We start from the raw sequence: 17,441 nt of genomic DNA, 5'->3' as shown, positions 1-17,441 counted from the left end.
TTTTGAGTAATTATGAAATACATTGTGAAGGCTGTGGAGTACCTATACAAACAGAAGAAAAAGGTAGCCTAGGTTATGCTCCCCCTTCTGCATTAGAACGAGAGCAAGTTATTTGTCAGCGTTGTTTCCGACTTAAACACTACAACGAGGTCCAAGATGTCTCGCTAACGGATGACGATTATCGAAAAATTTTGTCTGGAATCGGTTCACAAGATGCACTTATTGTGAAGATTGTAGACATTTTTGATTTTAGTGGAAGTTGGTTGCCAGGTATTCATCGATTTGTAGGGAAGAATCCAATCTTATTAGTAGGAAACAAGTTGGATCTTCTTCCAAAGTCAGTAAAGCCAAATAAAATCAAACATTGGATGAAATATGAGGCAAGTCAACAAGGTGTAAAACCTATTGATGTGGAACTTATGAGTGCTGAAAAGCGGTCTAATATTACGGAAGTGGCTGAAGCGATTGAAAAATATCGTGGAAATCGTGACGTATATATCGTTGGAGCAACGAACGTCGGGAAGTCTACTTTCATCAATCAGCTTATTAAAGAATTTGGTGGGGAGACGGCTTCATTAATTACGACCTCTCATTACCCAGGTACGACACTTGACCTTATTGAAATACCACTTGATGAACAGCAGTCCTTATTTGATACACCAGGTATCATCAATCATCATCAACTTGCACATTATATTAATAAGAAAGACCTTAAGAAAGTTACGCCAAAGAAAGAAGTTAAGCCAAAGGTATATCAATTAAATGAAGGACAAACCTTATTCTTTGGTGGGTTAGCTCGTTTTGATTTCGTTCATGGAGACAGACAGTCGTTTACTTGTTATCTCTCCAACGAACTTCCTATACATCGGACAAAGCTTGAGAAAGCATCTGATCTATACGAGAATCAGAAAGGTGAATTATTGAGCCCTCCAGACCGTAATGATATTGAACAATTGCCACCTTTAGTAAAGCATGAGTTCTCTATTAAGGAAGATAAAACGGATATCGTTTATTCAGGATTAGGTTGGGTAACCGTAGCGGAAGCTGGAACGAACGTATCGGCTTATGCACCAAAGGGAGTAGGAGTATATATTCGAAATGGACTTATTTAACAATGTCCAAGCTTATTATGCCGTAATTGGAGATCCGATCTCACAATCAATGTCACCTGATATTCATAATGCTTGTTTACAAAAGCTGCATATACAAGCGACTTACAAAGCGATTCATGTGCCTGCTGAGCAACTAGGTACAGCTGTAGAACAAATGATACAAACTGGGTGTCTTGGATTTAATGTAACGATACCTCATAAGTTATCTATCATGAAATACCTTGATGAAATCGATCCTTACGCTGAAGCAATAGGCGCAGTCAACACGGTTTTAATACAAAACGGCAGGATGAAAGGATTTAATACAGATGGTCCTGGATTTTATCAATCACTGATCCTGGACTACCAAGAGGATCTTAAGAAGGCAAACATTCTAGTTCTAGGAGCTGGTGGCGCTGCAAGAGCTATAGTAAAGACTTTTCTCCTTAATGATGTTCATCAAGTGTCTGTCGCCAATCGTACAATGGAGAAAGCAATAGAATTAATGAAGGGTAGCAACGGGGAAGTACTTACTCCTAAAGAAGCTGAAGGGCAATTAGGGGAATACGACATTGTAATTAATACGACACCGATCGGGATGTTTCCAAATCCAGCCGCCTCGCCAATTGATACGACCTTATTGGATCAGAAGACAACTTTAGTTGATATCATATATAATCCATTAACGACAGAATTCTTGAAACTTGGGATTCGAAAAGGGTGTACAGTACAGAATGGGGTACCTATGTTCATTCATCAAGCAGCTTTGGCTTTCGAATTGTGGACTGGTGAGAAGCCGGATTTATTATTAATGGAGCAAATCGTAAAACAAAAACTTGGAGGGAATACAACATGTTAACTGGAAAACAAAAACGTTTCTTACGTTCAAAAGCGCATCACCTAGACCCGATTTTTCAAGTGGGTAAAGGTGGTACGAATGAGAATATGTATGGTCAAATTAGAGACGCACTAGAAGCAAGAGAATTGATTAAAGTAAGCGTATTGCAAAACTGTGAAGAAGATAAAGACACAGTTGCTGAAAACCTTTCTAAACGATCAGGTGCTGAGCTCGTTCAAGTGATCGGAAATACAATTGTTCTTTATAAGGAATCTAAAGAAAAAAAGACGATAGAGTTACCTTCTTAAATCCTATGACTACTAGGAAAATTGGTATTTTAGGTGGAACATTTGATCCACCACACCTAGGTCATTTAATTATTGCATCTGAAGCGAAAGAACAATGTGATTTAGATCAGGTTTGGTTTATGCCTAGCGCAACACCACCACATAAAAGCAGGCAAGTATCATCGGGTAAACACCGGGTTGCAATGGTGGAGGAAATGATCGTGGATCGTGAAGATTTCGAAGTGTCAACGATTGAATTTGATCGTCCTGGTCCCTCCTTTACTGTCGACACCATTTTGCAGTTGAAGGATGAGCATCCAAATGTTCAATTTTATTTCATCATAGGTGGAGATATGGTGGATTCGTTACACACTTGGGAACGGATTGAAACATTGTTGAATTTAGTTACGTTTGTTGGTGTCAAACGTCCGGGGTATAAGTTTCAAACCCCGTTTATTCAGCAGATCCAATCCATAGATACACCATTGATCGATTTATCTTCTACGATGCTGCGAGAACGATTTAAATCAGGGAAGAATACGCAATATTATGTTACAAAACGAGTTGGGAAGTATATAGAGGTGAATCGTCTTTATGAAGATGGAACAAGCATTGAAGATTGTTAAAGAACAATTGACTGAACATCGATATCAGCACACAATTGGTGTGATGGATACAGCGGTAGAGTTAGCGGAAAGATTTGGAGCAAACGTAGAAAAAGCTCGTTTAGCTGCAATCTTCCATGATTATGCTAAATTTTGGCCAAAAGCTGAAATGAAGTCAATTATTTTAGACCAAAACCTAGGTGATGACTTGATTCATTATGGAACAGAGCTATGGCATGCGCCGGTTGGAGCGTATTTGATCCAGAAGGAAGCATTCATAAACGATGAGGAAATCTTACAAGCGATTAGAAGTCATACAACTGGACGTAAGGGTATGTCAGTACTTGAAAAAGTCATTTTTCTGGCTGATTATATCGAGCCAGGGAGACATTTTCCCGGTGTGGAAGAAGTGAGAGAACTGGCAAAAGAAAATCTTGACGATGCAGTTAAACAATCGATCATTAATACAATTACTTTCTTAATGAGACGTAACCAATTAGTTTACCCTGGCACAATACACACCTATAACGATATTGTTCATCAACAAGGAGGAAATAACGCATGAATACAAATGAATTGGTACAAGTGTCTGTAAAGGCTGCTGATGATAAAAGAGCAGAAGATATTGTTGTTTTAGATGTTAAAGGTATTTCACTAGTAGCTGATTATTTTATGATTTGTCACGGTAATTCAGAAAAGCAAGTAGAAGCGATTGCAAGGGAACTGAAGGCGCAAGCTCAGGAAAATGGAATAGAAATTAACCGATTAGAAGGTCTTGACAAGTCAAGATGGGTATTAATTGATTTAGGTGATATCATCGTTCACGTATTCCATAGAGATGAACGTTCATATTATAACTTAGAAAAATTGTGGGGAGATGCCCCGACATTGAATGTAGCATCGATGTTAGCCTAAGATGAATGAAAACATGACTTATCAGCAATTTGCAAGATTATATGATCAGCTCATGGAAGATGCGCCTTATGATATGTGGGTGAGTTTCTTTAGGAATGCTATTGATCAATATGGCATTAAGGATTCCACATCCGTTTTAGATATCGGCTGTGGTACCGGGGAAATTTCTACTCGTCTTGCCCATGAAGGGTTTGCCGTTCAAGGGATTGACCTATCCGATGAAATGCTTTCAATTGCTCGAGAGAAAGCCGACATTCAAGGCCTTCAAATCCCATTCTTCCAACAAGATATGAGAGAGTTAGAAGGATTTTCTGAAGTAGATGCTGCCTTGATCTTTTGTGATTCTCTCAATTATTTACGAACAGAAGAAGATGTAAGATCAACATTTGAGCGTGTGTCTGCCACACTCAAAGACGGTGGGCTGCTTCTTTTTGACGTACATACGTTATATAAAATGGAAGAGATCTTTAAAGATGAATCATTCACAATGAATGGAGAAGAGATCAGCTATATCTGGGAATGCCACCCTGGTATTGAAGAGGGTAGTGTTGAACATGATCTGACATTCTTTGTCCATATAGGTGATTCCGTATATAAACGGTATGATGAGACGCATTATCAAGTGACGTATTCGAGAGAAAAATATAAGGAACTCTTGAATATAGCTGGTTTCGAATTACTTGAAGTGACCTCTGATTTTTCCTCACGAAAACCGAGCGATACGTCAGAGAGATTGTTCTTTATTGCTAGAAAAAACGCTTGAAAAATAGGGTAGACCTAACATACTGACTTTTAGGTGAACAGAGTCAGTACACGTTCGGTCTACCCTTTGTTTTTTTTAGAGGCCATGTGTCTCATTAACACAATACGAAAATATAATTAAAGGAATTTAGATTCATATAGAGAATATGGGAATTGAAGAATTAATATTGTTTTGTAAATTGTTGATCTACTAATTCGCAATCTTCATCATATTTTGCATGAGTCCTCTTGATGACATGATTGAAGAGAGGGCCTAACTCCGCATCGAATACTTTCAATGCTTCTCCTGTGACTCCGCCCTTTACACAAACTTTTTGTAATAATGTTGGTAGTGTATAGACTTCCTTCTCAAGAAGCTTCCCCATTCCAATGACCATTTCACTAACTAAATAAGTTGCTTGCTCCTTTGATATGTTGGTTTCTTCTACAGCACTATCTATATAAGCTTGTAAGAGATAACTGAAAAATGCTGGCCCGCAGCTTGAGAGGTCAGAAGCAACCCTCGTAATCGATTGATCAATCTGTACGGGTGTAGAAATCGAACCCATTAGGCGATTTAGATTTCTCTTTTGTTCTGGTGAGCACCTTTTTCCGTATGTCAATAAGGATGCACCTGATAGAGCGCGGTTTGTTATACTTGGTATCGCTCTTGCGACAGAGCATGTTGTCAACTCTTCAAGCTGCTCAACTGAAATCGGACTTGTAATCGATACAATCAACTTTTCACTGTTTAAGTAAGGAGAAATACTTTCAATTAATGCGTAATACTCAAGTGGTTTGACGCAGATAAACAAAATATCTGAGAATGCCGCTACCTCACTATTTGATTTTCCTACCTTTAGGTCAGGGTATTTTCTTTGCAGTCCTTCAGCTTTTTTGGCTGTACGATTGATAATCATTAATTCGGACGGCCTTACGGCTAACGAATCGATAAAAGCAGAGATTAAGATCGTCCCCATGTTCCCTGTGCCTATAATACCTACTTTCATATATAACCCTCCTTTTGACCGTCTTCTATCTTCAAATGTATGAGTAGGTTTAATCAATTATGTATGAAACAGTCGTGAACACATATGAGAGGTGATGAGTCTGAATTGGAACCAAATGACTAAAAACGAAAGAATATTATCTGTAGTGGTGGTTGTCTTATTAGGACTACTGATTTGGATTGGAAAAGATTCATTTGATAAAAAAAGTGAACCGAAAATACCTGATGGATTCGAAGCTGTAAACACGGCAATCCCAAAAACAAATTCAAAGAACAAACCTTCTGATGAACAAAAAAGTTCAAGTTTGATCGTTGATGTGAAAGGGGCGGTAAAAACATCTGGTGTATATGAAATGAAACCTGGTAATCGAGTAAATGATGCAATTATCCGTGCGGGTGGTTTTTCAGTGGGGGCAGATACTAGCAGAGTAAACCTTGCACAAATACTGAAAGATGAGATGGTCATTTATGTGCCTCGAGTTGGTGAGAAAGAACCAGATATTCAAAAAGATGAAGTAGAGGACGGGAAAGTGAATGTGAACAACGGAACATCTGTACAGCTAGAAACAATACCAGGCATTGGTCCTTCAAAAGCGAAAGCGATCATCGACTATCGAGAGGAAAATGGTCCATTTTCGGATGTGAATGAGCTGACGAATGTACCGGGTATTGGGGCGAAGACAGTAGAACAACTTAAGGAATACATTACGGTTTCGAATTAACATTGCATAGAGTAAAAACTACATATAAACTAAAAAAAGAACCATTGAAGGGAGATTTGCTCGTTGAGTCGGATTACTTGGAACCAATATTTTATGGCACAAAGCTCATTACTAGCACTGAGAAGTACATGTGAGCGATTATCTGTCGGCGCTACAATCGTAAGGGATAAGAGAATCATCGCAGGAGGCTACAACGGATCGATTTCTGGTGGCGTACATTGTCGTGATGAGGGGTGTTATGTCATTGATGGTCATTGCGTACGAACGATACACGCTGAGATGAATGCTTTATTGCAATGTGCAAAGTTTGGTGTACCTACAACTGGTGCAGAAATTTACGTAACCCACTTTCCTTGTCTACAATGCTGTAAGGCCATCATACAAAGTGGTATGAAAAAAGTTTATTATGCAGAAGACTACAAAAATCATCCTTATGCAATAGAGCTCTTCGAACAATCAGGGGTAGATACAGAATTGGTACCACTTGAGGAGCAGTATGATCTAATCTCCCGTTCCAAAAGAGAATTAGCTGAAGAATTGTTAGAAGAATTAGTAAAAGCAAATGCAGATCAAGCTACGATTAGAAAGTTAACGAATCAATTCAATCACCTATTTGAACCTGAGAAATATCATTTATAGAAATGATACCTATACATATGATCGTTATAGCCGCCATCATCGGAATTTTCACATCTTCTGATCGTTGGTGGTTATTTTTCATTTTAGTTGTTATTTTAGCAGTTAGAAAACAAAAAATCGTACATTCGAGTACTTTATTACTATTAATCGTGTATTTAGCATCCATCGGATATACGCTCCTTTATTCACACCTACATGTCTCAACGCTTGAGCTTGAAAATACCACTGAACTGACAGGACAAATTACGTCGATACCAGAAATAAATGGGGATCTCGTGTCCTTCCGCTTCAACACTTCCACTGATGATAACATTCTCGTTCATCATTCTATTTCAACTAAATCTGAGAAAGTTGCTTTACAAACTAACTTATCATACGGGGACATTTGTCAACTGAACGGTACGTTCGAACAGCCGATGGAAACAAGAAATTTCTATTCATTCGATTACAAGGCCTATTTAAAACACACGTATCACATTGAATGGATATTCAAATCAAACAAATTGCTTACCTGTAGAGATCACGTAAATGTACTGAATCAACTCCATCACTTTAGACAAGGGCAAATGATACGAATCAAGGATGCGTTCTCATCGCAATTGGCACCCATTATGAACACCTTAATATTTGGGGATAAATCTGATCTAAATGATGATTTAATCGATCAATACCAAAGATTAGGATTAATTCATTTACTAGTCGTATCTGGGCTACATGTAGGCACCATTTTAGGGATGTTATATTTATTATTGATCAGACTTGGTATGACGAAAGAGAGGGGGCTAATTGTAATATTACTGATGGTACCGGTTATGATCATCGTTACAGGAGGTGCTCCATCCGTTATTAGAGCTGGCGCGATGGCGGCTTTAATCTGTATTTTGACCTTGTTGAAGCTGAAGGTACCTGTCATCGATCAGTTAAGTTACATCGCATTAGGACTCTTGGTGTACAAACCATTTTATGTATTTCACATCGGATTTCAACTTTCATTTGTCATTACCGTAGCAATTGTCTTATCCAATGCATACCTTTTGAAAAATAAATCCTCGATCCAACAATTAATCTTAGGGTCATTTGTAGCACAAGTAGCATCTCTTCCAATCGTCCTCTGGAATTTTCACACCTTTTCCTTATGGTCTTTACCTCTCAACATAATCTACATTCCTGCGATGACTATTTTGATCTTGCCTTTCGTGTTAATGACGTATGGCGCATTTCTGATATTCCCATCACTTCCATTATGGAAGTGGATGAGTTACATTTTGGAGAAGTGTTTTGCGTTCATTCATGTATGTATGGAAAGCATTGAGAAGGTACCAATTGGTAAATTGATTATAGGAAGACCTACTGTCGTCTTCATCATCATACTCATCATTGTCTCGTTATTATTCTTATTATCTTTGGAAAAGAAAAGGTATATGAAATGGGGGATAATAAGTCTATTTGTGGTCATCTGCTTTATGAACATATATCCTCAACTGGATAAGAAGGCGTATGTAAGTTTTCTTGATGTTGGACAAGGGGATGCAGTTGTCATTGAATTACCATACAGAAAAGCGGTTTATGTCATCGACACTGGTGGTCGATTATCGTTTGATAAAGAAAGTTGGCAGAAAAGGAAAAGTGATTTCAATACAGGAAAAGATATAGTGGCAGCATACTTGAAAGCGAGAGGTATCCATCAAATAGATGCACTATTTCTTACACATGGTGATCAGGATCATATTGGTGGAACGTTAGGGTTAATCGATGAAATTGCAGTCGAGAGTGTCGTTTATGTACAATCTACTGCAAGGAAGCAAGGGGAAGTACAATTAATTAATGAAATTGGCAGTCGATCAATTCCAATTACTTACATTGAACAAGATATGAAGTGGCAATTCAAACATGTTTATTTACATCTAATCTCTCCCATGAATGTCGATCAAGAGAGTAATAATCGCTCTCTTGTCCTTTATATGAACGTGTATGATCAAGGGTTTCTGTTTACAGGTGATGTTGAGGAAGAAAGAGAGTTGTCCTTGATACAGCATTATCCTACTTTAAATATTGATATATTAAAGGTTGCTCATCATGGTAGTAAGACTTCAACTTCTGAAGACTTTTTGGATCATGTGACACCCTCAGCAGCGATTATATCCGTTGGGAAAAACAATCGGTATCATCACCCATCAGAAGACGTGGTAAAGCGGCTAAATGAAAAAGGAATCAGAACTTATATAACAGCTGAATCAGGTGCTGTCCTTGTTGTGGTTTCATCGGATATGTACATGATTAAAACGGTACGAGAATGAGAAATGTTTCATAAATAGAAAAAAAGCGAAGGTTCTCCCTTCGCTTTTTACCTCCGTATATGTACCCATCCAACGGACTTCGGGTTTGTTTTTAAAGTGTTCATTACGTTTTACAACGCAACTGCTTTAATAATCACACCGATAAAGAAAATGATTGTAAAGAACAAGAACGAATATACGAAACCAAGACCGGATTCAATTGCATCATTGGACTTCGCTTGTACATCTTTTTCAAATTCATTCATTTCCGCAACCCTCCTGTTTCAACTCAAGTATACGGTATTCAAACCAAAAAATCCATAACTCTATTTTTTACGATTAAGTGAAACTTATACGAAGATGTCATTTCCAAAATGACTAAAATGTTGTTCATATTGTTAAGAGTTGACACCTATAGTTTCACACTGCATAGGATAACATAACATTAAGCTTACGGGGAAGACAGTATAATCGTTGACAATTAAGAATCCCGGGTCTTAAACGTCAGCGTTCATATAAATGGAGGCTTACCTATAAGGGTTAGGCCTCCTTTACCCCTATACCTTTGCAATTTTATCATTTATGCTTAAGATAGTATAGAGCGAGGTGATGAAGTTGTCCATTAAAGAGCTAACGAAAAAGCTGAAGAGTGAATCCTATTCTTCACTTTATTTATTATATGGAAAAGAAAAATACATATTAGAACATACTCAAAAAATGATTGTCCAAGCTGTGCTGGATGAAGGTACAGCTGACTTTAATCTATCTTCATATGACATGGAAGAATATACAATACAATCCGCATTAGATGATGCTGAAACACTTCCATTCATGGGTGACTACAGAGTCGTCATCATTCAGAATCCGTATTTTTTGACGGGGACAAAAGCGAAGCAAAAAGTTGAACATGATTTAAAGAGACTGGAGAGTTATTTATCCAACCCGACTGATCATGCAATTGTAATCTTTGTAGCCCCATATGAAAAGCTTGATGAACGTAAGAAAGTTGTGAAAGCCCTGAAAAAGCATGGGGATGTTATACAAGCTGAGAAAATGAATATCCAATTGCAAAAGGAATGGGTAAACCATGCTGCTAAAGAGGCGAACGTGCATATTACGAATGAGGCAGCAGAGAGACTTATTCAATTGCAAGGTGAAAACTTAGCTATGCTTATTAGTGAAGTGAATAAAATGGCATTGAATGTAGGGGTTAATGGGGTCATTGAACCAGAGACTGTCGATGAACTCATTTCGAGGTCATTAGAAAGTAATGTATTTACGATGGTTGAGCATGTTGCAAATAGGCGGATCGATGCAGCGCTCAGAATTTGTTACGATTTATTGAAACAAAATGAAGAGCCGATAAAACTGATGGCACTTCTGGCTAGGCAAATCCGTATTATTTTACAAGTGAAACAACTTGGTACACAAGGATTTACTGAGAAAAAGATGGCATCCTTATTATCACTTCATCCATATGCTGTGAAAATTGCAGCGAAACAAGGGCGATCCTTTTCCGAGAAAGAGTTGAAGAAGCTGTTAATTCAAGCAGCTGATGCAGACTTTGAAATGAAAACAGGACAAAGGGATAAACAGTTGACACTTGAACTTTTCCTAACGAGTGTCGTAAGAGAAAAACAAGTGAATTGAGATGAACAGTCCTCCGAGGCTGTTTATTTTTTTGACTTCATTTAGTGTGGTGTGGAAATCTGCTCGCACCTTGAAAACGAACGGGAGCAGTTTTCAGTACCCGCAAGCGCACCATACATCACAAAATGAGCATTCTCTTGCTATTTTTGACAAAAATAAAAACGACCTATTGTCAGGTCGTTTAATACGTTCATATCAATTAAGCGCTAAGCCCGTTAAGTTGCTTTGCAAGACTTGATTTCTTTCTTGCTGCAGCATTCTTGTGAAGGATACCTTTACCTGCTGCTTTATCAAGCTTTTTAGTTGCTACTACAAATGCTTCTTTAGCACCTTCAACATCGTTGTTAGCTACTTTTGTTTCAAAGTTCTTGATTGAAGTACGCATTGCTGATTTGTAAGATGCATTAACAGCGCGACGCTTATCGTTTGTTTTTACTCGTTTAATAGCGGATTTAATATTAGCCAATTCCGTTCACCTCCTTGAAATGCAACCGAAATTGCGGGAAATACAACACAAAGTATTCTATCAAACAGAACGTATAAATGCAATCTATTTTTACACTCCTAAGGGACTGAAGTACTTTTTTCCACACAGCTTATAAGGCTCTCCTACGTATTCTAAGCACCTAAGTATAATCCATTTCAAATCGTCCAAGAATGAAAAAAGAATAGGTCGGTCATCATAAGACAAATGCGATAATTTTAACGTGAGGTGGGACGCGAGCATGAATAAAGAGCTAGAAGAGTTCAATGTGAGAACGGATTTAGCAATTGAAGCGAATGAAATGATTACAAAAGAGCAAGAAGAGAAGTCGAAAAGTACGATAGATGGCGTGATTGTTAAAGAAAGAGAAATGGATGGAATCAAGTTGACGAGGGTTGAAATTGAGGAAGCTGGTGCAAAAGCGACAGGAAAGAAACCGGGTATCTATTTAACAATGGAGATGCAAGGTATTCGCCAACAAGACACGGCTCTCCAACAACGGGTCCAGGACGTTTTCTCACATGAGCTTAATAACTTCTTGACCGAATTAAATATCCCAAAGGAAGCAAGTTGCCTCATTGTAGGCTTAGGTAATATCAATATTACACCTGATGCTTTGGGCCCGATCACCACGGAAAATCTCTTGATCACGAAACATTTGTTCGATTTGGCTCCAGAAAATGTAGAAGAAGGATTTCGTCCAGTCAGTGCAATTGCGCCTGGAGTGATGGGAACTACAGGGATTGAGACGAGTGACATTATTGTAGGTGTTATTGAAAAGTCAAAGCCAGATTTCGTAATAGCTGTTGATGCTTTAGCGTCGAGAGCGGTTGAGAGAGTCAATACGACGATTCAAATATCCGATACTGGCATACACCCCGGCTCTGGTGTAGGGAATAAACGGAAGGAATTAAGTAAGGACTCATTAGGGATCCCTGTTATTGCAATTGGAGTGCCTACAGTTGTAGACGCAGTGACGATTACGAGTGATACGATCGATTATATTTTGAAACACTTCGGTCGTGAGATGAATGAGAAAGATGATCCATCCAAAGCGCTTACGCCAGCAGGTATGACATTTGGAGAGCGTCGCGAACTAAAAGATGAAGATTTACCCGATGAAGAAAATCGTAAAGCGTTTTTAGGTATGATTGGAACATTAGAAGACCAACAAAAGCGTCAACTCATTAAAGAAGTTCTCGCTCCACTAGGGCATAATTTAATGGTGACACCAAAAGAGGTCGATATATTCATTGAAGATATGGCAAATGTGATTGCTGGCGGCTTAAATGCTGCATTACACGGGCAGGTTGACCAACAGAACAGTGGCTCCTATACACATTAGGTTCTAACGTTCAGGCAATACGCATAGGCTTGTACCAACACGATCGCATGCGTTTCTTATAATAAAGGAGGCTGTCGCATGATTCGGTTCTTCTTGAAAAGTTCTGTATTAATATCAGTTCTCTTGTTTGGCATATTAATTGGTATGCAACAAGTAGGCTTTCAAATGGATAAAATGAAGGGCTCTGAAAGTGAAAACAGAGCGTTAGAATGGAATGTAGAGGAGAATGGGGCTGTCGAAGCAGAGGTTCTTGGTCAGAATATTACGAGTCATGATTTACAGGAAAAACAGAAACAATTAGAAAATGTTGAAGCATTCAATTTATTTTCGAAATTAGGCGCAATGATTTCTTCGTTAATCAGTGATATACTGACCTTGTTTATGGAAATCATCGGCACTATTTTAAATAAAATCCTATACTTTTTATTTTCATAATTGAAGAATTGATCTGATCTTTTGGGTCAGTTCTTTTTTTGTACATAGAGAAAGAATTGAATAAAGCGTTGGCTATTGCTATAATCAATGCTAGCTTAGTTGTACGACCTTAGGAGTGAAGAGAATGAGTAAAAACGACAGATTAGAACGTCAAAAGAGAATCCGGAACTTTTCGATTATTGCCCATATTGACCATGGGAAATCTACTTTAGCTGACCGGATTCTAGAAGTAACGAGTGCTCTGACACATCGTGAAATGAAAGAGCAGATGTTAGATGCCATGGATTTAGAACGTGAGCGTGGCATTACAATTAAATTGAACGCAGTACAGTTAACATACAAAGCAAAAGACGGAGAAGAGTATATCTTTCACTTGATTGATACACCTGGACACGTCGATTTCTCATACGAAGTGTCACGTAGTCTTGCAGCTTGTGAGGGTGCCTTACTCATCGTCGATGCAGCGCAAGGGATTGAAGCACAAACACTTGCCAATGTGTACTTAGCGCTAGAGAATGATCTAGAAATATTACCTGTAATTAATAAAATTGATTTACCAAGTGCAGAACCTGAACGTGTGAGAAAAGAGATAGAGGACGTGATCGGTCTTGATGCATCGGAGGCTGTCTTAGCTTCTGCCAAGAGTGGAATTGGGATTGAAGATATCCTTGAACAGATCGTTGAGAAAGTACCTGCACCGCAAGGGGATCCTGATGGACCTTTACAGGCTTTGATTTTCGACTCTTTATACGATAGTTACCGCGGGGTAGTCGCTTACATTCAGATTAAAGAAGGAACTGTGAAAAAGGGCCAAAGAATTAAGATGATGGCTACAGGGAAAGAATTCGAAGTGAATGAGCTTGGAGTATTCACACCAAAACCTGTTATGAAAGATGAACTGACGGTTGGTGACGTTGGATTCTTAACAGGATCGATTAAAAATGTAGGGGATTCACGTGTTGGTGATACGATCACCTCGGCTAAGAATGGTGCTACTGAAGCATTACCTGGTTACCGCCGTATGAACCCAATGGTATTCTGTGGTTTGTATCCTGTTGATTCAAACGATTATAACGATTTACGTGAAGCGTTAGAACGGTTGGAATTGAATGATTCATCCTTACAATATGAGCCAGAAACATCTCAAGCTTTAGGTTTCGGATTCCGTTGCGGTTTCCTTGGTCTGTTGCATATGGAAATTATACAAGAACGAATTGAAAGAGAATTTGGCATTGGGTTAATTACAACTGCACCAAGTGTAATTTACAATGTGCATCTCACTAATGGCGATAAATTGACCGTTGACAATCCTGCTAATATGCCAGATCCACAATCGATTGATTCTGTTGAGGAACCTTATGTGAAGGCATCGATTATGACGCCGAACGACTATGTTGGACCTATTATGGAGATTTGTCAGAAAAAGCGTGGAAACTTCATTACGATGGAATACATGGATGATATTCGAGTCAATGTCATATATGAGATTCCATTATCAGAAATCGTATATGATTTCTTCGACCAATTGAAATCGAGTACGAAAGGGTATGCGTCACTTGATTATGAATTAATTGGATATCGAACATCTAGCCTAGTGAAAATGGATATTCTCTTAAATGGGGAGAAGATTGATGCTCTTTCTGTAATCGTCCACAGAGAATTCGCATATGACCGAGGAAAAGCCGTCGTTGACAAATTACGGGAATTAATTCCACGTCATCAATTTGAAATTCCAGTTCAAGCTGCGATTGGACAGAAGATTGTTGCAAGGTCTAATATCCGTGCATTGCGAAAAAATGTACTAGCGAAATGTTACGGAGGAGACATCTCTCGTAAACGTAAGCTACTCGAGAAACAAAAAGAAGGTAAGAAACGTATGAAGACTGTTGGAAATGTTGAAGTTCCTCAGGAAGCCTTCATGTCCGTTCTTAGAATGGATACAGACGATTAATCAAACGAGCTAAGACTGGCGTTCTTTACAGAGCCAGTCTTCTTTTTTACGATTAGGAGTATTTTGCTTCTTTTCAAACCAATACATTGAAAGTGTGATCAACATGGTAAAAGCCGCTTACGTCCATATTCCATTTTGTGAGCAAATCTGCCACTATTGTGACTTTAATAAATTTCTACTAGAAGGTCAGCCTGTCGACGATTACTTAGAGGCGATGGATCTTGAAATGAAACGACTTGTTCACCAGAAAGCGCCTGAACCGATAGAAACCATTTACATTGGTGGCGGTACACCTACTGCTTTGAACGGTGAGCAATTAAAGAAAATGCTAGATAGTGTGAAAGAGAACTTAGCGCCCATTCATCCTGATGTAGAGTTTACAGTTGAAGCGAATCCTTCTGTAACAGATCGAAAGAAACTTGATATTCTAAAAAATGCTGGAGTAAATCGCTTAAGTATAGGTGTACAAGCCTTTCAAGATGATTTGCTAGTAGCCCTTAATAGGAATCACAGACAAAAAGATGTTTGGAAAATGATTGAGCAAGCCAAATCAGCCGGTTTTGAAAATATCTCAATTGATCTTATGTTTGGATTACCTGGACAGACGCTTGAGATGTTTAAGCAATCTGTTCAACATGCTCTCCAACTGCAAGTTCCACACATTTCCGCATACTCCTTACAAGTTGAGAAACAGACGGTCTTTTATATTAAAGACAAGAAAGGGCAACTAAGCCTCCCAGGTGAGGACCATGAATCGGAAATGTTCGAGTATTTAATCGATACACTTAAATCCAATGGGTTTTCTCAATATGAAATTAGTAATTTTGGCAAAAAGGGCTATGAAAGTCGCCATAATTTAGTGTACTGGAAAAACGAAGAGTACTACGGCATTGGTGCCGGCGCACACGGTTACATCAATAATCAGCGGTATGAAAATAATAAGCCGTTGCCACACTATATAAAGAAAGTCAATGAGGGTGATTTGCCTCAACGACTCGTTAATGAACTGACAAGAAGCGAACAAATGGAAGAGGAGGTATATTTAGGCCTCCGGAAAATGGAAGGTGTGAATAAATCCGTTTTTCATCAAAAATACGGTATTCAAATCGAACAAATTTTCCATGATCAGATTAATAAGCTAGTTAAAGAAGAATTACTCATTAATGATGAAGGACATATTCGTTTAACGCAAAAAGGGTTATTTCTAGGGAATGAGGTCTTTCAAGAGTTCGTTGGTGTTATTTAATCATGTTCTCTTCATCAACTTTTCAACAAGTAATCAAAAGCATTCTCTAACAAGAGTTAATCATTTAATGATTGACAAAGTAATTTCTGATTTGGTAATTTATTAAGTAGAATTAGCACTCAAACATACAGAGTGCTAACAAAGGGGATGAGACTTGATGTTAACAGATCGTCAGCTGTTAATTCTCCAAATACTTATAGACGAATATATTCAAAATGCAGAGCCTTTAGGATCTCGTAGTATTTCTAAACGACAGGATATTACATTCAGTTCTGCAACGATTCGTAATGAACTCGCAGATCTTGAAGATATGGGGTTTATTGAAAAGACCCATAGTTCATCCGGGCGAATTCCATCAGAGAAAGGGTATCGTTTCTATGTCGATCACTTGCTGTCTCCTGTTCAATTACAGCATCATGATCTAGCGAAGGTGCACTCGCTCTTTCAAAATAGAATGTATGAACAAGAACTGTTAATTGAGCATTCAGCTAACTTACTTTCAGAAATTACGAATTATACATCTATTATACTTGGTCCAGAAGTGTATGAAACGAAGTTGAAACATCTTCAAATTGTACCGATTTCTAAAGGTACGGCCATCTTTGTTTTAATCACTGATACTGGACATGTTGAAAAGTATACTGTAGATTTACCACCTGAAATGAATGCATCAGACTTAGAGCGCACCGTTAACATTTTGAACGACCGTTTGAAAGGTGTCCCTTTTTCACACTTAAAGGTGAAACTTCAACAAGAGGTTCAAGGGTTGTTAAAGGCACATATTGAGAATTATGAGCAATCCCTTGATTTCTTAGCGCAGTTGTTTCAAACTGAGAAGTCGGATAAAGTCTATTATGGTGGTAAGACGAACATCTTGAATCAACCAGAATTTCAAGATGTAAACAAGGTGAAGGCTTTGTATAATGCCATTGAACAGCAAGATCTCATTCAACAATTACTTTATCAGGATGGTTCTTCTGGTATTAATGTAAAAATAGGTGCCGAAAACACGATTCAAGAAATGAAGAATTGTAGCTTAATTACTGCAAATTATTCAATCGGTGGGCAACACATGGGAACGCTTGCGATTCTTGGTCCCACGAGGATGGAATACCACCGTGTTATCGGACTTCTTGATTTACTTTCAAAAGATTTGACGAAGGTCCTTACTCAACGGTATTATTCAAACTGATAATGGTAATACATT

At 38.3% G+C, this 17,441-nt stretch carries 19 protein-coding genes; 16 read left to right on the top strand and 3 right to left on the bottom strand.

From position 1 onward, the window contains the following. The first annotated feature begins 2 nt into the window (after positions 1–2). The 7 genes from yqeH to L2716_RS09690 are packed head-to-tail and all read left to right on the top strand — an operon-like array spanning position 3 to position 4,499. Complete coding sequence (yqeH, locus tag L2716_RS09720; RefSeq protein ID WP_236334074.1) at positions 3–1,112, top strand: ribosome biogenesis GTPase YqeH; 1,110 nt, start codon at positions 3–5, stop codon at positions 1,110–1,112. Next, positions 1,099–1,950 carry a shikimate dehydrogenase gene (gene aroE / locus L2716_RS09715; protein WP_236334073.1) on the top strand — a complete coding sequence of 284 codons (852 nt, stop codon included), beginning with the start codon at positions 1,099–1,101 and terminating at the stop codon, positions 1,948–1,950. The genes yqeH and aroE overlap by 14 nt, the downstream gene beginning before the upstream one ends. Continuing rightward, on the top strand, positions 1,944–2,237 hold the full coding sequence (gene yhbY, locus L2716_RS09710; protein ID WP_236334072.1) for a ribosome assembly RNA-binding protein YhbY: 294 nt from the start codon (positions 1,944–1,946) through the stop codon (positions 2,235–2,237). The genes aroE and yhbY overlap by 7 nt, the downstream gene beginning before the upstream one ends. A gap of 5 nt (positions 2,238–2,242) precedes the next feature. Continuing rightward, positions 2,243–2,842: a nicotinate-nucleotide adenylyltransferase gene (locus tag L2716_RS09705; RefSeq protein ID WP_236334071.1), complete on the top strand. Its 600-nt coding sequence runs from the start codon at positions 2,243–2,245 to the stop codon at positions 2,840–2,842. After that, positions 2,811–3,386: a bis(5'-nucleosyl)-tetraphosphatase (symmetrical) YqeK gene (yqeK, locus tag L2716_RS09700; RefSeq protein WP_236334070.1), complete on the top strand. Its 576-nt coding sequence runs from the start codon at positions 2,811–2,813 to the stop codon at positions 3,384–3,386. Before L2716_RS09705 ends, yqeK begins: the two co-directional genes overlap by 32 nt. Next, positions 3,383–3,736, top strand: coding sequence for a ribosome silencing factor (gene rsfS / locus L2716_RS09695; RefSeq protein WP_236334069.1), 354 nt, complete (start codon positions 3,383–3,385; stop codon positions 3,734–3,736). Before yqeK ends, rsfS begins: the two co-directional genes overlap by 4 nt. A gap of 13 nt (positions 3,737–3,749) precedes the next feature. Further along, complete coding sequence (locus L2716_RS09690) at positions 3,750–4,499, top strand: class I SAM-dependent DNA methyltransferase (protein ID WP_236337847.1); 750 nt, start codon at positions 3,750–3,752, stop codon at positions 4,497–4,499. Positions 4,500–4,659: 160 nt separating this feature from the next. Here L2716_RS09690 and comER read toward each other — a convergent pair whose 3' ends face one another. Beyond that, on the bottom strand, positions 4,660–5,487 hold the full coding sequence (comER, locus tag L2716_RS09685) for a late competence protein ComER (RefSeq protein ID WP_236334067.1): 828 nt from the start codon (positions 5,485–5,487) through the stop codon (positions 4,660–4,662). A 115-nt stretch (positions 5,488–5,602) separates the two neighbouring features. On the opposite strand from comER, the gene L2716_RS09680 reads away from it, so the two are divergent. The 3 genes from L2716_RS09680 (at position 5,603) to L2716_RS09670 (ending at position 9,144) form a co-directional block, all read left to right on the top strand. Continuing rightward, the gene (locus L2716_RS09680; RefSeq protein ID WP_236334065.1) at positions 5,603–6,208 is read left to right on the top strand and encodes a helix-hairpin-helix domain-containing protein; all 606 of its coding nucleotides are present in this window, start codon (positions 5,603–5,605) and stop codon (positions 6,206–6,208) included. Positions 6,209–6,271: 63 nt separating this feature from the next. After that, the gene (locus L2716_RS09675; RefSeq protein ID WP_236334063.1) at positions 6,272–6,847 is read left to right on the top strand and encodes a ComE operon protein 2; all 576 of its coding nucleotides are present in this window, start codon (positions 6,272–6,274) and stop codon (positions 6,845–6,847) included. A gap of 17 nt (positions 6,848–6,864) precedes the next feature. Continuing rightward, the gene (locus L2716_RS09670; protein ID WP_236334061.1) at positions 6,865–9,144 is read left to right on the top strand and encodes a DNA internalization-related competence protein ComEC/Rec2; all 2,280 of its coding nucleotides are present in this window, start codon (positions 6,865–6,867) and stop codon (positions 9,142–9,144) included. Between the two features lie 110 nt (positions 9,145–9,254). On the opposite strand, the gene L2716_RS09665 is transcribed toward L2716_RS09670, so the two are convergent. Then, positions 9,255–9,389 carry a YqzM family protein gene (locus L2716_RS09665; protein WP_236334059.1) on the bottom strand — a complete coding sequence of 45 codons (135 nt, stop codon included), beginning with the start codon at positions 9,387–9,389 and terminating at the stop codon, positions 9,255–9,257. A 349-nt stretch (positions 9,390–9,738) separates the two neighbouring features. On the opposite strand from L2716_RS09665, the gene holA reads away from it, so the two are divergent. Beyond that, a complete protein-coding gene (gene holA, locus L2716_RS09660) occupies positions 9,739–10,773 on the top strand; it encodes a DNA polymerase III subunit delta (RefSeq protein ID WP_236334057.1) in 1,035 nt (344 codons plus the stop codon). A gap of 199 nt (positions 10,774–10,972) precedes the next feature. Here holA and rpsT read toward each other — a convergent pair whose 3' ends face one another. Then, complete coding sequence (rpsT, locus tag L2716_RS09655; RefSeq protein ID WP_236334055.1) at positions 10,973–11,239, bottom strand: 30S ribosomal protein S20; 267 nt, start codon at positions 11,237–11,239, stop codon at positions 10,973–10,975. Between the two features lie 259 nt (positions 11,240–11,498). Here rpsT and gpr point away from each other — a divergent pair, with 259 nt between their 5' ends. The 5 genes from gpr (at position 11,499) to hrcA (ending at position 17,426) form a co-directional block, all read left to right on the top strand. Next, the gene (gene gpr / locus L2716_RS09650) at positions 11,499–12,602 is read left to right on the top strand and encodes a GPR endopeptidase (RefSeq protein ID WP_236334053.1); all 1,104 of its coding nucleotides are present in this window, start codon (positions 11,499–11,501) and stop codon (positions 12,600–12,602) included. A gap of 78 nt (positions 12,603–12,680) precedes the next feature. Then, positions 12,681–13,037 (top strand): DUF3679 domain-containing protein, encoded by a 357-nt coding sequence (locus L2716_RS09645; RefSeq protein ID WP_236334051.1) that lies wholly within the window; start codon positions 12,681–12,683, stop codon positions 13,035–13,037. Positions 13,038–13,161: 124 nt separating this feature from the next. Beyond that, the gene (lepA, locus tag L2716_RS09640; protein ID WP_236334049.1) at positions 13,162–14,988 is read left to right on the top strand and encodes a translation elongation factor 4; all 1,827 of its coding nucleotides are present in this window, start codon (positions 13,162–13,164) and stop codon (positions 14,986–14,988) included. Positions 14,989–15,091: 103 nt separating this feature from the next. Next, a complete protein-coding gene (gene hemW / locus L2716_RS09635) occupies positions 15,092–16,234 on the top strand; it encodes a radical SAM family heme chaperone HemW (RefSeq protein ID WP_236337846.1) in 1,143 nt (380 codons plus the stop codon). Between the two features lie 157 nt (positions 16,235–16,391). After that, a complete protein-coding gene (gene hrcA, locus L2716_RS09630) occupies positions 16,392–17,426 on the top strand; it encodes a heat-inducible transcriptional repressor HrcA (protein ID WP_236334047.1) in 1,035 nt (344 codons plus the stop codon). The last annotated feature ends 15 nt before the right edge of the window (positions 17,427–17,441 follow it).

It is taken from the genome of Pseudalkalibacillus berkeleyi, assembly GCF_021608225.1.
In the GTDB taxonomy this organism is placed as follows: domain Bacteria; phylum Bacillota; class Bacilli; order Bacillales; family Fictibacillaceae; genus Pseudalkalibacillus; species Pseudalkalibacillus berkeleyi.
Note: the sequence above shows the minus strand (reverse complement) of the source record. Positions and strands in the feature narration are given on the sequence as shown.